The sequence below is a fragment of the Mycobacterium sp. genome (assembly GCF_035274705.1).
In the GTDB taxonomy this organism is placed as follows: domain Bacteria; phylum Actinomycetota; class Actinomycetes; order Mycobacteriales; family Mycobacteriaceae; genus Mycobacterium.
This window is the reverse complement of the sequence record NZ_DATENY010000070.1, coordinates 1-16,494: the sequence shown is the minus strand read 5'-3', so window position 1 is coordinate 16,494 and position 16,494 is coordinate 1. Positions and strand designations below refer to the sequence as shown.

At 65.1% G+C, this 16,494-nt stretch carries 12 protein-coding genes; 11 read left to right on the top strand and 1 reads right to left on the bottom strand.

Going from position 1 to position 16,494, the window contains the following annotated elements; all coding sequences use genetic code 11:
* Nucleotides 1-281: 281 nt before the first annotated feature.
* Nucleotides 282-1,559, top strand: a complete 1,278-nt coding sequence (locus VJV41_RS16370; RefSeq protein WP_325335509.1) for a hypothetical protein — start codon at nucleotides 282-284, stop codon at nucleotides 1,557-1,559.
* Nucleotides 1,560-1,725: 166 nt separating this feature from the next.
* On the opposite strand, the gene ponA2 is transcribed toward VJV41_RS16370, so the two are convergent.
* On the bottom strand, nucleotides 1,726-4,188 hold the full coding sequence (gene ponA2 / locus VJV41_RS16365) for a transglycosylase/D,D-transpeptidase PonA2 (RefSeq protein ID WP_325335508.1): 2,463 nt from the start codon (nucleotides 4,186-4,188) through the stop codon (nucleotides 1,726-1,728).
* 227 nt (nucleotides 4,189-4,415) lie between these two features.
* Here ponA2 and VJV41_RS16360 point away from each other — a divergent pair, with 227 nt between their 5' ends.
* The 10 genes from VJV41_RS16360 to VJV41_RS16315 all read left to right on the top strand — a co-directional run.
* Nucleotides 4,416-4,820, top strand: a complete 405-nt coding sequence (locus VJV41_RS16360) for a hypothetical protein (RefSeq protein WP_325335507.1) — start codon at nucleotides 4,416-4,418, stop codon at nucleotides 4,818-4,820.
* 168 nt (nucleotides 4,821-4,988) lie between these two features.
* Entirely contained in the window at nucleotides 4,989-5,648 is a 660-nt protein-coding gene (locus tag VJV41_RS16355; RefSeq protein WP_325335505.1) for a cutinase family protein, read from the top strand.
* A 108-nt stretch (nucleotides 5,649-5,756) separates the two neighbouring features.
* Nucleotides 5,757-7,019, top strand: coding sequence for a hypothetical protein (locus tag VJV41_RS16350; protein WP_325335503.1), 1,263 nt, complete (start codon nucleotides 5,757-5,759; stop codon nucleotides 7,017-7,019).
* Nucleotides 7,016-7,978, top strand: coding sequence for a glutamate ABC transporter substrate-binding protein (locus tag VJV41_RS16345; RefSeq protein ID WP_325335501.1), 963 nt, complete (start codon nucleotides 7,016-7,018; stop codon nucleotides 7,976-7,978). Before VJV41_RS16350 ends, VJV41_RS16345 begins: the two co-directional genes overlap by 4 nt.
* A 2-nt stretch (nucleotides 7,979-7,980) precedes the next feature.
* Nucleotides 7,981-9,126 carry a hypothetical protein gene (locus tag VJV41_RS16340; RefSeq protein ID WP_325335500.1) on the top strand — a complete coding sequence of 382 codons (1,146 nt, stop codon included), beginning with the start codon at nucleotides 7,981-7,983 and terminating at the stop codon, nucleotides 9,124-9,126.
* Nucleotides 9,123-11,324 (top strand): serine/threonine-protein kinase, encoded by a 2,202-nt coding sequence (locus tag VJV41_RS16335; protein WP_325335498.1) that lies wholly within the window; start codon nucleotides 9,123-9,125, stop codon nucleotides 11,322-11,324. The genes VJV41_RS16340 and VJV41_RS16335 overlap by 4 nt, the downstream gene beginning before the upstream one ends.
* Nucleotides 11,321-12,346: a protein serine/threonine phosphatase 2C family protein gene (locus VJV41_RS16330; RefSeq protein ID WP_325335496.1), complete on the top strand. Its 1,026-nt coding sequence runs from the start codon at nucleotides 11,321-11,323 to the stop codon at nucleotides 12,344-12,346. Before VJV41_RS16335 ends, VJV41_RS16330 begins: the two co-directional genes overlap by 4 nt.
* Complete coding sequence (locus VJV41_RS16325; RefSeq protein ID WP_325335494.1) at nucleotides 12,333-13,622, top strand: VWA domain-containing protein; 1,290 nt, start codon at nucleotides 12,333-12,335, stop codon at nucleotides 13,620-13,622. Before VJV41_RS16330 ends, VJV41_RS16325 begins: the two co-directional genes overlap by 14 nt.
* Entirely contained in the window at nucleotides 13,622-14,245 is a 624-nt protein-coding gene (locus VJV41_RS16320; protein ID WP_325335492.1) for an FHA domain-containing protein, read from the top strand. Before VJV41_RS16325 ends, VJV41_RS16320 begins: the two co-directional genes overlap by 1 nt.
* Nucleotides 14,246-14,247: 2 nt before the next feature.
* Nucleotides 14,248-16,494, top strand: a 2,247-nt coding sequence (locus tag VJV41_RS16315) for an AAA family ATPase (RefSeq protein WP_325335490.1), incomplete at its 3' end; no start/stop codon positions are given.

Genomic DNA, 16,494 nt, shown 5'->3' with positions numbered 1-16,494 from the left:
ACAACTATCAAGGCAAGACAGTCGGCGAGGTCCTGCAGCTTCTGGCGTCAGCTCTCCAGAAGGGCAACACCGATATGCAGAACACGCTGGCAACCGAGAAGGTCTTCGAAACAGGGTTCGATCCCCTCGAAGGCGGCTTCAGGCCTGCCGAGCCGTTCGAGATCTTCGATCAATGGCTCGAAGTACTGCCGACCGACCAGGTGGTCGCCGTCGAGGTGACCTACGACCCGGCCACCGGTCAACAGATCTGAGTCCGAGGCTCTGGCAACAGGTTTGCGGGAATGGACCCCGAGACAGCACGCCTTGCGGGTTCACCGCGCGCACTGAACAGCGACGCGTTCTTTACCGCCGACCGGTCATCGACCGCCGTCACCCGCAGCGTCACCCAAATCAAGTTGGACAGTAAAGGCAACGACGTACCGGGCTCGGGAACCATCGAGATGTTCGACGGCTTCACCAACAAGCACGCCGTCAAGTCCCGGAGCGCCACAAACCCTCTGCCGCACCAGCGAATGCTGCCGAAGGGCGGCGGAATCGATCCCACTATCGCCGGCTGGAAACACGACGTTTCATATACCGCGTTCTTCTCCAGTGCGGCACGCGCGCTGAGCGGGTCAAAACCCGACCAACCGACGCTTCGAGTCAAGCTCCTGTTCGGTACGGGGAGTGAGTACTACCGACACGGCGTCTGCGGAGCCGTCGAGAACAACGCGGATCCGACATTGCTGATCGTGATTCCGGGCATCGAACCGAAGTACGAGATCGAGTTCTGGAATCCCGCAAAGCCTTCCGAGAAAAAGAGACTGACCGCCAACAACCGGTGGGGAATCGGCATCACGGTCTCCACCATCGAAAGCATCATCTCGGATCAGTACGGCAAGTTGATCCCGTACAGCATCACAATGTGCGGCGCCTTCAGCACGGGCTACCTAGGTTTTCACGGAACCATTTCAAAGAGCCTGGTCCCTGTGGACCGGCTCGAAGTCGTCGCCATCTACGACTGCCTATACGGCACCCTCAAGCCGACGCTGGACCGAATCAAGGCGCTCAGATCGAGCTGTCACATCGTCGCCTACGTCGTCTCTCCCGGAGGGAACAGCTTCACCAGTAAGCCAGAGAGCTTCTCAACGCTGGCGCTCGGCGGAAATCCGGCCTGGCACTACATCAATCTGATGGGCAACCCGTCGTATCACGCGATCACTTCGGCCCGGCTGGTCGACGAAGCCCGGTCGACGACCGCCCGCATCATCGACACATTCCCCAGCGGGTATGAAGCGGACCTCACTGGTCTCGTGGCCAAGCTGGCGTCAAGGAACTCGGTGATCAGCGACGACGCCGTATTCCGCAAGGTGAAGGGATCGATACCGAGCGGCACCACGGTGTTGTCGGTCTTCGCGGCCGACAAAGCCAATGGAACAGCCATCCGAAAGTTCTTCTCGCACGTCGGGGTGACGCGGCACTGTATCGGTAGGGCGCGTCTACTCGGGTGGGCGGCGCCGCCGGGAGAGGAATGGCACGACATGCTGCTGATCGAATTCGGCTGGGAGTACCTGACTTAAGCCGGGCATTCCTTCGACTGGCCGCAGACGCAATTACGTCTCGTCGGCGATCTGATCGCGCTGGTCCTCGGCCGCGTTCGTCGCGTCCTTCGGTGTGGGCGGCGGATTGTTGATCTGCTCCACGCGCGTCAGAGTCGCCCGACATCCACGCCGCTGAACACGCCTATCACGGTGGCGGTGGTGGCGGTGGTGGCGGTGGTTCTGCAGGCGGCGGCGGTCCCAGCAGCGGCACCGTGATCGGCGGCAGCCCCGGGATCTCGACCACCGTCATGCCCACCGTGGGAGGGGCTGGCGGTTCGCCCGGCGGAGGTTCCGGCGGTGGCGGCGGTGGCGGCGGAACGCCGTTGCTGATGTTGATCGTGATGATCGAGCCCGGAATGGTCTGACCGCTCGGCGTCGTCCCGACCACCGCTCCATACGGCGAGCCACTGCTCACCGGCGTGGTTTGGTCGGCGACCTGAAAACCGGCCTCCCTCAACCGCTGTCGCGCCGCATCCACCTTCAGCCCGGTCACACTGGGCACGCGGCCGCCCGGCGCTCCCTCCACGTATCGCGGATCCGTCGGCGGAAGATGCACATCGCCGAAATCGCCTGCGATCGGCTTCATCGCCTCGAACCACGTGCGGGCGGGCTCGCTTCCGCCGTACAGGTCGCCGCCGTAGCACTTGCGCAATGGAAATGAACAGATTCCGGCCGGATCGTTGGAGTCGTCGAAGACGTATACCGCCCCTGCGTACTGATTCGTGAACCCCACGAAGCCCGCCGACCGATGCGACTCGGTGGTGCCGGTCTTGCCCGACATCGGCAGAGTCCAGCCCACCGACGCTGCCGAGCCGGCCGCGGTGCCCGGGCTTTGACTGTCCTTGCTCAATGCGTTCGCGAACGTGTTCGCCAACCCCTCGGGCACCGCCTGGTCGCAGGGCTGACTGTCGAACGAAACCTCCTTGCCGTGGCGGTCGAATATCTTGTCGATCGGGCTCGGCGGACACCACACGCCGCCCGACGCCAGCGTCGCGGCCACATTCGAAAGCTCGAGCGCATTGAGCTGGAACGGACCCAGAGTGAACGAGCCCATGTTCTGCCGCTTGATGAAATCCGCCAGGCTCTCGTTACTCTCCGGGTCGTAGGCGCGGGCCGTTCCCGGAAGCGCGTAGGACCGCAGCCCAAGCCGCACCGCCATATCGACGGCGCGGGTAACCCCCACCTGTTGAATCAACTTGGCGAACGCCGTGTTCGGGGAGGTGGCCAGCGCGTCGGTGACATTCAGTGAGCCCCGGTAATTCCCGGCGTTCTTCACACACCATGTCTCCTTGGGGCAACCGGGCGCCTCGCTGCTACCGAGACCCCTGGCCTGGAATGAGCCCGGCACCTGCAACTGCGCGTTGATGCCCATGCCCATGTCGAGTGCTGCCGCCGTGGTGAAGATCTTGTAGATCGAGCCCGCCCCATCACCGACGAGCGAGAACGGCAGTGGCTGCATCGTCTCGTGGGCGTCGTCGTTGAGCCCATACGTCCGGTTGCTCGCCATCGCCATCACTCGATGCGCATCCTTGCCGGGCTTGATCATGCTCATCACGCTCGCGACGCTGTCGAGCGTTGGGCTGGCGACATTGTCGATCGCCGACTTGACCGACGCCTGCACTTTCGGCTCCAGCGTCGTGCGAATCAGATAGCCGCCGCGGGCCACTTGCTCCTTGTTGATGCCGGCCCGCGCCAGGTAGTCGAGCACGTAGTCGCAAAAAAATCCGCGATCACCCGCGGCGATGCAGCCACCCGGAAGCTCGTTCGGATGCGGGAGCACACCCAAGGCCTGGGCCTTGGCGGCGCGCAACTCGTCGGCATACTTGGGCAAATTCTCGATCATCGTGTCCAACACGACATTTCGCCGGTCGAGCGCACCTTGCGGATTGGTGTAGGGGTCGAGCAGACTCGTCGACTGCACGACTCCCGCCAGCAGCGCGGCCTGCTGCCAGTTCAGCTGCGAGGCGTCGATGCCGAAGTAGGTCTGCGCGGCGTCCTGGATGCCGAATGCGCCGTTGCCGAAGAACACCAAGTTGAGGTAGCGGGTCAGGATCTCGGCCTTGCTGAACGTCTTGTCGAGTGTCAGCGCCATCCGGATCTCACGAAGCTTGCGTGCCGGCGTCACCGCGACAGCGGCCCGCCTCTCGGCGTCGGTCTGTGCCGTCACCAGCAACTGATAATTCTTGACGTACTGCTGCTCGATCGTCGAACCGCCGCGGGTGTCGAGGTCGCCCCGCAGATAGCCCGTCAGCCCGGTCAGCGTGCCCGGCCAGTCCACACCGTTGTGCTCGGCGAACCTCTTGTCCTCGATCGAGACGATCGCCAGCTTCATCGTGTTCGCGATCTGATCGGTTGCGACTTCGAACCGGCGCTGGGTGTAGATCCATGCAATCGGGTTGCCTTCGGTATCGACCATCGTCGACACCTGCGGTACGTCACCCTCGATGAGTTGCGCCGAGCCGTTTGCGACCACGTCCGCGGCCCGATTGGATATCAGCCCGATGCCGCCGACCATAGGGAACATCAGCCCCGCCGCCACCACTCCGGCCAGCAGGCAGCACCAAGCCAGCCTGATGACTGTCCCCGAAGTCGGCCGCCCCTCCGACATGCATCCAGGCTATCCGTGGCCCGGCTCGAATTCGGTGCATTGGCCGAAACCTCAAGCTAGAGGCGGCAAGTCGGCACCGCCCAGCAAGGCGAGGAACTCCCCATCCAGGCTTGAGCCTTGAGCTGTGGGCATAGGACGGCATCGTTTTTGGGATCGGTAGCCACACCCACGGTCTGTACTGACAACTACCAACGCCAGCGGGTGGCGCGTCATGAAAGGAACCGACCATGAACCGAGTTTCGCGGTTCGCAACTGCCGTCGCGCTGTCTGGTGGTCTCGGTCTGGCCGCTCTTGGCCTGGCCGCAGGAACTGCTCAAGCAGATGGCCCCAGCTACCAAGGCGGGAACTGTCCGGGCGGGCTGACCTGCACGCATTGGTGCCCCGGCGACCCACTGATTCCGGGCAGCCAGGTCATCTCATGGGACTGGAACATCTGCCACGACTGGTACTGGAACTCCGAGGGCGTCGTCGACGTCGACCCCAGTTTCATCTATCCGTGGCATGGCGTTCCGCATGCGGTTGCACCTCCACCTCCTCTGCCGCCTTACACGCCTCCTCCGCCGCAGCCTCTACCGGCGGATTGCCCGCCGTGGTCCCCGATCTTGGCTCCATCGCGGTGCGGCGGGCTGTAGTCGGCCGACCCATGCCACGCAAACCCGCCCGACGTGGTTTGCCCGTCGCATAGCTTGGGTAGTTACAAGATCGCGCGAAGCGAGCGTGAGGCCCAGCAGAGCGTCAGGAACCATATTCAAGGCGGGGTCGGGATGTTTGTCAGTCGTCTAATCGGTGCAGTGGTGCTCATGAGTTCAGCCCTGCTAGGCCCTGGCATTCCTATCGCATCCGCCGCGCCATGCCCGGACGTCGAGGTGGTGTTCGCGCGCGGCACGTTCGAGCCGCCTGGTATCGGCTCGACCGGAGAGGCGTTCGTCGACTCGCTGCGAACACTCGCCGCGGGAAAGTCGGTCGACGTGTATCCGGTGAACTACCCCGCGTCGCTCGATTTCGCCACGGCGGCTGACGGTGTGATCGACGCGAGCAACAAGGTTCGCGACATCGCTGCGACCTGTCCGAACACCAAGATGGTGCTCGGCGGATACTCCCAAGGTGCGGCCGTGATCGGCTACATCACCGAGGACGCGGTCCCTCCTGGTTTCACTCTGCCGGCCGGCATCACCGGGCCGATGCCGGCCTCGGTGGCCAACCATGTCGCCGCGGTCGCCTTGTTCGGTAAGCCCTCGAGCGGCTTCTTACAGACGATCAACACGTCCGCGCCGCCGATCGCAGTCGGTCCGCTGTACGCGGCGAAGACCACCGACCTGTGTATCCCCGAGGACCCGATCTGCTCACCGGGCGGGAACGACAACGGCGCACACACTCTCTACGCGGTCAACGGCCTGACAGTCCAAGCCGCCGACTTCGCTGCGCGTCGCCTCTCGAGCGAAGTAAACACCACATCCTGAGCGCTCCTCAGTACCCCCGGCGGCGCCCCAACCTGCATCTTAAGTATCCAGACACTGATACGAGCAGCCCCTCTCGCGATTACGATCTCGTCGGGAGGGCTGAACGACATGGAGTCTGCGCCCACGCTGGACACGGGGGGTCTAGTGGCGTGGGTACGACGTATCGCCCGCACCACGCCCGGAGTCGTCGGCATCATCGCGGTCGTCGTCGCGGCCTTCTGCGTGATTGCCGGGCTGGTCTGTGGCGGGCAGCTCGACGGGCGAATCGCCGAGCACAACGCCGTTCTTGACCGCTCCGAGCCGCTCGCCTACTCCGCGCAGAATCTGTACGCCGCGCTCTCGGCCGCCGACGCCGCCGCCGCATCAGCGTTCCTTTCCGGCGGGATCGAAACGGTCCCGGTGCAGGCGCGCTACAGGCAAGCCCTCGCCGACGCCGCGTCGGCACTGACGGATGTGACCGCGGGGACCACCGATACAGAAACCCGCACCGCTGTGGCGGATATGTCCGCGAAGCTGGCTGCGTACACCGGGTTGGTCGAGTCGGCGCGGATGAACAATCGGCAGGGCTTCGTGATCGGCTCCGCGTATTTGAGGGAAGCGTCGGCATTGATGCAGACCTCGCTGCTTCCGAGTGCACAGAAGATCTACTCCGAGAATCTGGAGACGCTCAACGTTCATCAGCGCGCCGTCGGTTCGGTGCCGACGATCGGTCTCGTGCTGCTGGGGATCGTCCTGGCCGCGATTGTTGTCGGCTCCGTGATCCTTGTCCGCCGCACGAACCGCCAATTCAATTTGGGGCTCATCGTCACCGCCGCCGCGGCGTTGCTGGTTATCGGGTGGATCATCGTGGTCACCCGCTTGGCTGCAGGCAACATCGAGACCAGCCGAACAGACGGCACCGCGAGGTTCGGGCACCTGGCGGAGGCTCGCATCCTCGCGCAGCAAGCCCGGACCGACGAGAACCTGCAGCTGATCGAGCGTGGTGACATCACGGCCCGTGAACAGTCGTTCAACAGCCGCATCGAACAACTGACCAAGCTGCTCGACGCGGGGTCGCCGGCCGCCGAAGATGCCGTCACGAAATGGACTGCCAGTCACCGCAAGCAGGTACAGGCCTACGAGGGCGGCGACTACTCCGCTGCTGTTGCCCAAGCGATCGGTCCCGAGCCGGACGGTTCGGCAGCGCAATTTGCCGCCGTCGAAGCCAGCCTGCGCAACGAGATCCAACAAACCCGCGCCACGCTGCGCGATCGGGTTGCCTCTGCGGGCGCCGAGTTGGCGTGGAGTCCCACAGGGACGCTCGCGCTGATGGTGGTCGCCGCGGTGGTGGCTGTCGTCGGTTTGTGGCCACGGCTCAAGGAGTTCCTGTGAGAGCGCGAATTGCGCTGGCGCTGCTGGCAATTGTGTTCGTTGTCGCCGGTTGTGAATCCTCGGCCGCGCCGGCGCCTGTGACGGTCACGCCGGTCGAGGTGTTGCCGTCCGGTACGCAGCCAGTCACCTCCGCCCCGGATCCGGTAAGCACCGACTGCGATCCGGAGGCCAGCCTGCGCCCCGGTCCACTGCCATCTCCGGGCGCCATGCCGCAGGGTTCGCCGATGGCGGCGATCGCCGAGCGCGGTCGACTTGTCGTCGGCGTCGACCAGAACACGTATTTCTTCGGCTCTCGCAACCCTGCCTCGGGCCAGCCTGAGGGCTTCGACATCGACCTCGCCCGAGAGATCGCCCGCGCCATCTTCGGCGATCCAAACCGCATCCAATTCCGGGTCGTCGATGCGACCCAACGGGAATCCTTCTTGCAAAAGGGTTTGGTCGACCTCGTGGTCCGTACCTACACAATTACCTGCGACCGCAAACAGAAAGTGGACTTCTCCACGGTTTACTACACCGCCCACCAACGCATTCTCGCCGTAAAGGGTTCGGGAATCGATTCTCCCGCCGCGCTTTCGGGCAAGCGGGTGTGTGCGGTGTCGGGCACCACCTCACTGTCGAGGTTGTATGAGCTGAACCCCAGACCGACGCTGCTCGGTGTGAGCACCTGGACCGACTGCCTGGTCCTGCTCCAACAGGGACAGGTCGACGCAATCAGCACCGACGATGTAGTGCTGAAGGGTCTTGAAAAGCAGGACCCGACCGTCGATGTGGTCGGTCCCGACATGAGCGTCGAGCCGTACGGTGTGGGCGTCAAGAAGGAGAACGACGACCTGGTCCGATTCGTCAATGGAGTTCTCGAACGGATACGCCACGACGGAACGTGGGAGCGGCTCTATGACGCCCACCTGCAAAGCCTGGGACCATCACCGGGCCCGCCGACGGCGAAGTACCAGGATTGACCATGGCCGTGCTGACCACCGACGAGATCGACCGCGAACTCGCCTCCCGCGAAAAGGAAGTCGCGTCAATGTCGACGACGCTGGTGGAGCTGGACAACCACCCCGGGCTCGCACACGTGCGTCGTTATCCGCCAATCGGCATAACCGCACAGCGGTGGGCGGTGATAGAGACATCGCTGGCACAACTGTGGGACGACTTGGCGCGGATGACGTCGATCGTGGAATCCGCGCAGACGTTGCGGGCGCGCCGCTCGAAACCCGACGACGACGACCGCGCTGAATTGACGCGCCTGCTGCGCGAGCGTGCGCTGGAGGTGTCGCGCGAGCGAATCCCATTGGGGCAGCGTCAAATCAGCGGCCCCGGCGAAGCCGTCGAGTATGTCGGTCTCGCCGACACAGCCGAGCGGATGCGCGACACCTATCCCGCCGTTATCGAGTTCCTCGACGCGGTCGACGGGATCAACTCGCTGATCGCGGAACAACTCGGCCCGTCACAACAACGACTCGACGAGGCCGGCACGGCCGGCCCGAAGGAGCTAGTCGAGCTGTTGGCGGTTTCCGCAACCGATCCGCTCTCCTTGACGACGAGCGATGTCGAGACGCGCATCCGCATCATTGCGGACAGTATCGACCGGCAATCGCGTGAATTCGCCGACCTCGCTGCGCTGAAAGCCAATTGGTCCGCTGCCCTCGCCACGACCACGTCCCAGCTTGACGCACTGCGGGAGGCAATTCAGCGTGCAGCACAGACGCGCACGCACGCCGAAGAAGCGGTGGTGGCCGGCCCGATCCCAGTGCACACCGACGCCGAGTCGCCCCTGCGCGAAGAGCTTCAATCGATCACCGCACCGGACCCCGCGGCGTTGCTGTCGCTGCAGCGCCGAATCGAAGCGGCACTGCAGGTTGCGCGTGAAGACGAGGAACTTGCGCAGGGCCTGCTCGACCGCCGAAGCGAACTCAAGGGACGGCTGACGGCGTACCAAGCCAAGGCGGCCCGGCTCGGACTCGGAGAGGATCCAGACCTATTGGCGTCCAATCGGATCGCTGCCGGACTGCTGTCGCGACGGCCGTGCGACCTACGCGCTGTGACTCGCGCGATCGCGGACTACCAGCAGCTGATCGTCAAGAAGCGGGATAACGCAACATGACCTGCGCCGAACCGGGCTGCGCCGGGACGATCGTCGACGGCTACTGCGATGTGTGCGGGACCGCGCCCACCACCGCTGCTGCGCCGCAAGAGCCGACGGCCGCGACGCCGCCCAGCACTCCGACCGCGAGATCGGCGCCAACGGCCCGCACCGGCTCATCCAGCTCGGCCAGCTCTCGCGGCCGACTCGGCGCGGGAATCGTCGAGATACCGCGGATACCGAAGGTCGATCCAGCCACCGCGATCCTGACCGACCCGCAGGTGCCGGAAAGTCATCGTTTCTGCGGCAACTCCGAATGCCACAAACCTGTCGGGCGTGGAAGCGACGGTCAACGCGGGCGCCGGGAGGGCTTCTGCACTCATTGCGGAACGCGATACTCGTTCGTTCCCAAGCTTTCTCGAGGCGACCTCGTCGGCGGGCAGTACGAAGTCCAGGGCTGCATCGCACACGGTGGCCTCGGCTGGATCTACCTGGCGATCGACCGCAACGTGCACAACCGGTGGGTGGTCCTGAAGGGCCTCATCAATTCCAGCGATGCCGACGCGATGGCCGCGGCGGCTGCTGAAGTCCTCGCTCTCGCCGAAGTGGAACATCCCAACATCGTCCGGATCTACAACTTCGTCGAACATGTCGACTCCGCAGGTGTCCCCGTCGGCTACATCGTCATGGAGTATGTCGGCGGACAGTCGCTGAAGCAGATACGCAAAGCCCGAAACGGTCCCCTCTCCCCGGACCAGGCCGTCGCCTACATCATCGAGATCGCACCCGCGCTGGATTACCTGCACTCGGAAGGACTCGCCTACTGCGACTTCAAACCCGACAACGTGATACAGGCCGATGAGCAGCTCAAGCTGATCGACCTGGGCGCGGTCATCGCGATGGACGATACGGAAAGCTCGATCTACGGGACCGTGGGCTACCAGGCGCCCGAAATCGCCCACACCGGCCCGACCGTCGCCAGCGACGTGTACACGGTCGGACGGACGCTCGCCGTCCTCGTGATGGATGTTCCTCAAGAGCACGGACGATTCGTCGAGCAGCTACCCGGACCCGAGACCGTACCGGTACTGGCGGAGCATGAATCGTTGTACCGCGCGATCGTGCGCGCCACCGACTACGAACCGGAGCGGCGATTCTCGTCCATGGCGGAGATGGCCGACCAACTGACCGGCGTGCTGCACGAGCTCGCGGCGGCCGACGGTGACACCGAACGACCCCGGTTTTCGACCTACTTCAGCCCGCAGCGCGCGGTCTATTGCACAGGTCGGGACGTACCGTCGGATCCTGCCGATGTGATCGCGGCACTGCCTGTGCCCGTGGTCAATTCCGAAGATCCCGGTGCGGCGGTGCTGGCGACCACGAGCGGCACGCCGATCGCTCAACTCGAACACGTGCTCTATCGGGCCGGGGGCGGTGAGCTCCGAGGCCACAGTTCGTCCGTCGAGGTCCCGCTGCGACTGGTCCGCGCGTCGCTCGAGATCGGTGCTCCCAAAGACGCCCGTAAGCGGCTTGCCGATTTGAATGCGGTGATGTCCGGAGACTGGCGGCTGAATTGGTACGGCGGACAGTGCGCGCTTCTCGAAGGCGAATTCGACAAGGCAGCAACCGATTTCGATGCGGTGCTGTCCGTGTTACCCGGCGAGCTCCCCCCGAAGCTGGCGATCGCCGCCACCGCCGAAATGCGCGACGAGCGGACGGCCGCAACGCGCTATTACGAGACAGTCTGGCGCACAGACCACAACTACGTCAGCGCCGCATTCGGGCTCGCCCGGCAGCGCGCGCGAGCGGGAGACCGGCCCGGCGCGATCGCGGCCCTTGACGAGGTCCCCACCGCGTCGGCTCATTTCACCGCTGCGGCGACGACGGCGATCGAGATCCTGCTCGACGGCCGGCCCCCCGAGGACCTGGACGAGCAGACGCTGCTCGATGCCGGCAAGCGCGCCACAGCACTGACGCTGGAATCGGCTAGAAAACGGGCGAGGATTCAGCTGATGGTGCTCGGCGCCGCGTTGAGCTGGCTGCGGGCGGGGAACAAGCCCAAGGCCACGCGGCTGCTCGGGGTCTCCTTCGACGAGCCCGGCGTGCGGACCGGAATGGAGCGCTGCTACCGAGACCTGGCGCACGAGGTGACCGACATGTGGGAGCGCATCGCGTTGGTGGAGAACGCAAATGCGATCCGGCCGAGGACGCGGCTATGACCGACCAGCAGACGGCATGCCCTCAATGCGCAGGCGTGGTGGAGGGCACCGACCGGTTCTGTGAGAACTGCGGTGCGCCGTTGGCAGAGGTCCGCCGAGTCGCCGTACCGCGATCCGAACGATCGGAACAGGGGCCGTGCTCCGACTGCGGCAACGCGACGTACACCGACGGATACTGCACGGTGTGCGGCCATCGTCGCGCCGACCCCGACCGCGACGAGGCGGTTCTCGACGGCGTCGTGGTGATCACCGACCGCGGTCTTGAACACTCCCGCAACGAGGACGCCGCCGCGGCCGGTATCGTCCTCAGCAACGACACCGGGCGGCCGTACGCGATCGCCGTTGCCGTCTGCGACGGAGTGTCGACATCCGATGATGCGCACATGGCCGCGGTCGCCGCTGCAAACGCCGGTGTGGATTCGATGCTCACCGCGCTCGCCGCGGCCCGCAAAGGGCGCGCGGCCATGTTGGCCGGTCTGGCCGGCGCGGCGAAGGCTGCAGCCACCGCAAAGGCGGGCAACGATCCAGCCGTCGCGCCGTCATGTACCTATACCGCGGCAGCAGTGGTCCCTACCCACGCCGGACAGGTGCAGATCACGGTCGGCAATGTTGGTGACAGTAGGGCATATTGGCTTCCCGCACCGCCCGCGCCGCCACAACAGCTGACCGTCGACGATTCCCTGGCTCAGGAGTTGATCACCGCCGGCGCCGCGGCTGACTCTGAAGCCGTGCAACGTGGCGCACACACGTTGACGCGTTGGCTCGGCGCTGACAGCGACGCGAAGCCGTGGGCGGAATCGAGCGTGCAAACGATCACGCCGGATAGCCGGGGTTGGCTGTTGGTATGCAGTGACGGCCTCTGGAACTACCTGCCCGACGCTGCCGATATCGCACAACTCTGCAGGGGTCTCGACACGACCGCGGCATCGCGTGCGCTCGTCGAGCATGCGATACGGGCCGGCGGCCAAGACAACATCACCGTCGCGATAGTCCCGATCGGAGATCTCCATGAATTCGGCTGAACAGCAGGCCATTTCTGTTGATCTCGACCACAATCCGTATCTCGCCGAGGGCGCCGGGACGGTCGACGCGATCGTCAGCATCACCGCAGAAAACGACGTCGCCGCGGCGGCCACACCGACGGACCGGGTCGAGGCCATCATCATCGATTGCTCGACGTCGATGCAGGCGCCGATTGAAAAGTTCGATGCGGCAAAGCATGCAACCGCGGCCGCCATCGACGAACTCGTCGACGGCACATATTTCACGATCGTCGCCGGCACCGAAAAGGCTGCCGCCGTCTACCCAGAAGACGGATGGCCGACGCCGGCGAGCGCGTCGACCAAGGCGGCGGCGAAGCGCGCCGTCGACGGGCTGCGGCCGCACGGCGGAACCGCGATGGGCACTTGGCTCGCGCACGTCCGCGGAATCGTGGTGGCGCACCCGGGAGCCCTGATCCACGCAATCCTGCTCACCGACGGTAAGGACGAGCACGAAACTCCCGAAGAGTTGGGAGAGGAAATCGGGCTCAGCGAAGGTGAATTCACCTGTGACTGCCGAGGAGTGGGAACCGACTGGCACGTCGAGGAGCTGCGCGCCATCTCGTCGGCGCTATTGGGCACCGTAGACATCGTCGCCGATCCCGCCGATCTCGCAGAGGATTTCGCGGCGATGATGCGCACGTCGATGGGCAAGTCGATCGCCGACGTGACCTTGCGCCTGTGGACACCGGCGGGCGCCCGCGTCGTGTTCGTCAAACAAGTCGCGCCGACCGTCGAAGACCTGTCCCACCGTCGTGTCGAGTCGGGAAATCAGATCGGGGAATACCCGCTGGGCTCCTGGGGCGCCGAAGACCGCGATTACCACATTCAAGTCGAGATCGAACCCGCAGCGGTCGGACGCGAGAAGCTCGCCGCGCGGGTGAGTGTCGTTGCGGGTGACCAGGTTCTGGGCGAGGGGTTGGTGAAGGCGGTGTGGACCGCCGACACGGCGTTGTCTGCGCAGATCAGCCGCCGGGTGGCGCACTACACCGGCCAGGCCGAGCTGGCCCAAGCGGTCCAGGAAGGGTTGAGCGCACGCAAGGCCGGGGACGTGAAGACCGCGACCGCCAAGTTGCGGCGCGCGCTGGAACTCGCCCTGGAATCGGGCAATGACGGAACGGCCAAACTCCTCAAAGGCGTGGTCGAGGTCGACGAGCGTACCGGCACGGTTCAGCTGCGACGCGACGTCGCGGCCGCCGACGAGATGGCCCTCGACGCGCGATCGACCAGAACCGCGCGAGTGCGGAAGGAGACCTGATGCCAACGTGCGTCGAAGGGCACCTCTCGACAGCCGAGGACTACTGCGACGTGTGCGGGGCCCCGATCGCACCATCGGCGGCCCAACCCGCGCAGGCGCCTGCGCCAGAAGTGAAGGAATGCCCCGCGTGCGAAGCGCCCATGAGCGGCCGCTTTTGCGAAGCGTGCGGACACGACTCGGCCCTGCCCGAACCGGCACCGCCCGCGAAACCGGCCGCAGCGGGGGTCGGATGGACCGCAGTCGTCGCAGCCGATCGAGAGTTCTATCAACGCGTGCTCGCCCGCGGCGGCCCCGACACAGTCGACTTTCCGAAGTACTTCCCGGAACGCCGAATCCGACTGGACAAAAACACCATCGTGATCGGAAGGCACCATCACGACCAGGGCGTGGAACCCGAGATCGATCTCGGCATCCATCCGGTGGACCGCGGTGTGTCGACACAACACGCGGTGGTGCGGATCCGCGATTCCGGTCTTACCGTCACCGATCTCGGATCGACCAACGGGACCACCCTCAACGACAGCGAACAATTCCTGCCGAACGGCGAAGAAACGCCGCTGAACGACGGCGACCGCATACACGTCGGCGCGTGGACGACGATCACGATCGTGCAAGGCCCGTGAGGATGCGGTTGTCATGGCCACTGACCGGGCGGTCGGAAGAGATGCGTGCTATCGAGGCCGCCATCTTGGCTTCCGACGCATCCGGAATCGTGATCTGTGGCGCAGCAGGTGTTGGAAAGAGCCGAATCGCCCGTGAGGCATTGTCGGCCGCCGCGTCTCGGGGATACGAAAGCCGTTGGGCGGTCGGCACAACCGCCGCGCGGGCGGTTCCGCTGGGCGCTTTCACCGCGTGGGCACAGTCGGGTGTCACCGACACCGTTCAGTTGGTCCACGGGGTTATCGAGTCGCTGACGGCCGCACCCGCAGGCGCCCCGGTGGTGGTCGCTGTCGATGACGTGCACCTGCTCGATGATCTGTCGACATTCGTTGTGGAGCAGATTGTGCAGCGTGGCGCCGCGAAGAGTGTGCTCACCGTGCGCGACGGCGAGGCTATTCCCGCTGCGGTACAGGCAATTTGGCGGGGAGGCGAGTTCGAGCGGCTCGATCTTGCGCCCCTGTCGCTCGATGAAACCACCACGCTGTTGTCGGCCACCTTGGGCGCATCGGTGGATCGGGATGCCGCTCAGCGGCTTTGGACGCTGACTCGCGGTAACGCTTTGTATCTGCGCAATATCGTCGAGCAGGAGGTGGCCGATGGCCGGCTCGTAGAGCAGCAGGGGTTCTGGCGGTGGATCGATGATCCGATTGTGGCGCCTGGTCTGGTTGAGCTGATCGAATCCCGCATCGGGGACCTACCCGCGCCTGTTGCCGATGTCATCGACGCGCTGGCCATCGGGGAGCCGATCGAACTGCCGACCTTGACGCGCATGACCGATCCTGCGGCGGTGGAGGAGGCGGACACTCGTGGCCTCATCACACTTGAGCCCGTCGTCGGCGGTGTGGAGGTGCGGGTGGCACATCCGCTTTACGGCGAGGTGCGCAGAAACCGCGCGGCACCCACACGGCTGAGACGGCTGCGAGGACTGGTCGTCGGCGAACTGGCCGCATCCGATAACCGCGACGATGTCCAGGTCGTGGTGCGCCGCGCCACATTGAGTCTTGACTCCGACCTCACACCCGACGTCGACCTGCTCGTCAGGGCAGCCAACGGCGCGGTGTGGCTGGCTGATCTACAACTCGCCGATCGACTCGCGGAGGCGGCAATCCTTGCCGGAGCGGGACCGGAGGCGAACTTGGTTCGCGCGCACGCCCTCTCGTGGCTCGGCCGTGGCGAGGAGGCCGATACGGTGCTCGCCGAGATTCACACCGGCCAGTTGACCGACGTCGACCGTGCCAGATTCGCGTTCCTACGGGCCAGCAACATGTTGTGGATGCTGACCGACCCCGCGCGGGCGAAAGAACTCATCGACGATGCTTCGCGTACCACATCGCCACAGGAGCGAAGCTATATCGACGCCTTCCTCACGGTCTACTGGTTTGCGATGGACCGGCCGGATTTGGCGACGCAGGCGTCGAAAGACCTTGCATTGGACAACCTTCCCGCAGTCGTTGACGCCGAGATCGCCTGGGCGCTCGCCGTCATCGCCGCCGACGGGGGGCACACCACCGAAGCGGTGGCGGTCGCAGAGGCTGGATACACCGGTGCGACACGGTCTTTCGACGCTCCGCAGATGAGGTTCAACATCGCGGATGCACACGTCAGCGCACTGCTGCTGTCGGGCCAGGTCGGCGACGCCGTTGATGTGGCGGAGCGCATGCGCCAGCAGGCAGCCGACCTTCCGGGGACGGCGCAGTTGCTCGGTGCCGCCGTGGCGGGTCGGGCTGCGCTCGGTGCGGGTCGCCTGGACACCGCTTGTTCGTTGCTGCAGCAGGCAACCGTCGCGTTGTCCGCGTCGGGCCATGCCCTCGGCTGGGGATACCGTTATGACTTCCCACGCTCGACCGCCCTCGCAATCCTGGGTTCCACGAACGAGGCAGCCGCCGAGCTTGCCGCACTCGACAAGCTGCGCCGTCCGTTTCGGTCACTGGACTGTGAGCGGAGCCTGGCCCGCGCGTGGGTGGCCGCGGGCCAGGGCGCCGTCAGTGAAGCGGTCACCGTCTTGTTGTCGGCTGCTCAAAGGGCCGGAGCCAAGGGGCAATTCGCGGCAGAAGTGATCTGCCTGCAGACCGCCACCCAGTTCGGAGACCGCACGGGCGGGCCCCGGTTACGCGAGCTCGAAGCGATCGTGGAGGGGCCACGCGTAGGCCTTGCTGTCCGGTTTGCAGAAGCTCTGCGCGACGGCGACAACGCCGAATTGGCCACGGTGTCA

Bases quoted from the DNA above. Each gene is read 5' to 3' on its own strand.
- VJV41_RS16370 (WP_325335509.1), top strand. From the start codon at position 282: ATGGACCCCGAGACAGCACGCCTTGCGGGTTCACCGCGCGCACTGAAC.
- ponA2 (WP_325335508.1), bottom strand. From the start codon at position 4,188: ATGTCGGAGGGGCGGCCGACTTCGGGGACAGTCATCAGGCTGGCTTGG.
- VJV41_RS16360 (WP_325335507.1), top strand. From the start codon at position 4,416: ATGAACCGAGTTTCGCGGTTCGCAACTGCCGTCGCGCTGTCTGGTGGT.
- VJV41_RS16355 (WP_325335505.1), top strand. From the start codon at position 4,989: ATGAGTTCAGCCCTGCTAGGCCCTGGCATTCCTATCGCATCCGCCGCG.
- VJV41_RS16350 (WP_325335503.1), top strand. From the start codon at position 5,757: ATGGAGTCTGCGCCCACGCTGGACACGGGGGGTCTAGTGGCGTGGGTA.
- VJV41_RS16340 (WP_325335500.1), top strand. From the start codon at position 7,981: ATGGCCGTGCTGACCACCGACGAGATCGACCGCGAACTCGCCTCCCGC.
- VJV41_RS16335 (WP_325335498.1), top strand. From the start codon at position 9,123: ATGACCTGCGCCGAACCGGGCTGCGCCGGGACGATCGTCGACGGCTAC.
- VJV41_RS16330 (WP_325335496.1), top strand. From the start codon at position 11,321: ATGACCGACCAGCAGACGGCATGCCCTCAATGCGCAGGCGTGGTGGAG.
- VJV41_RS16325 (WP_325335494.1), top strand. From the start codon at position 12,333: ATGAATTCGGCTGAACAGCAGGCCATTTCTGTTGATCTCGACCACAAT.
- VJV41_RS16320 (WP_325335492.1), top strand. From the start codon at position 13,622: ATGCCAACGTGCGTCGAAGGGCACCTCTCGACAGCCGAGGACTACTGC.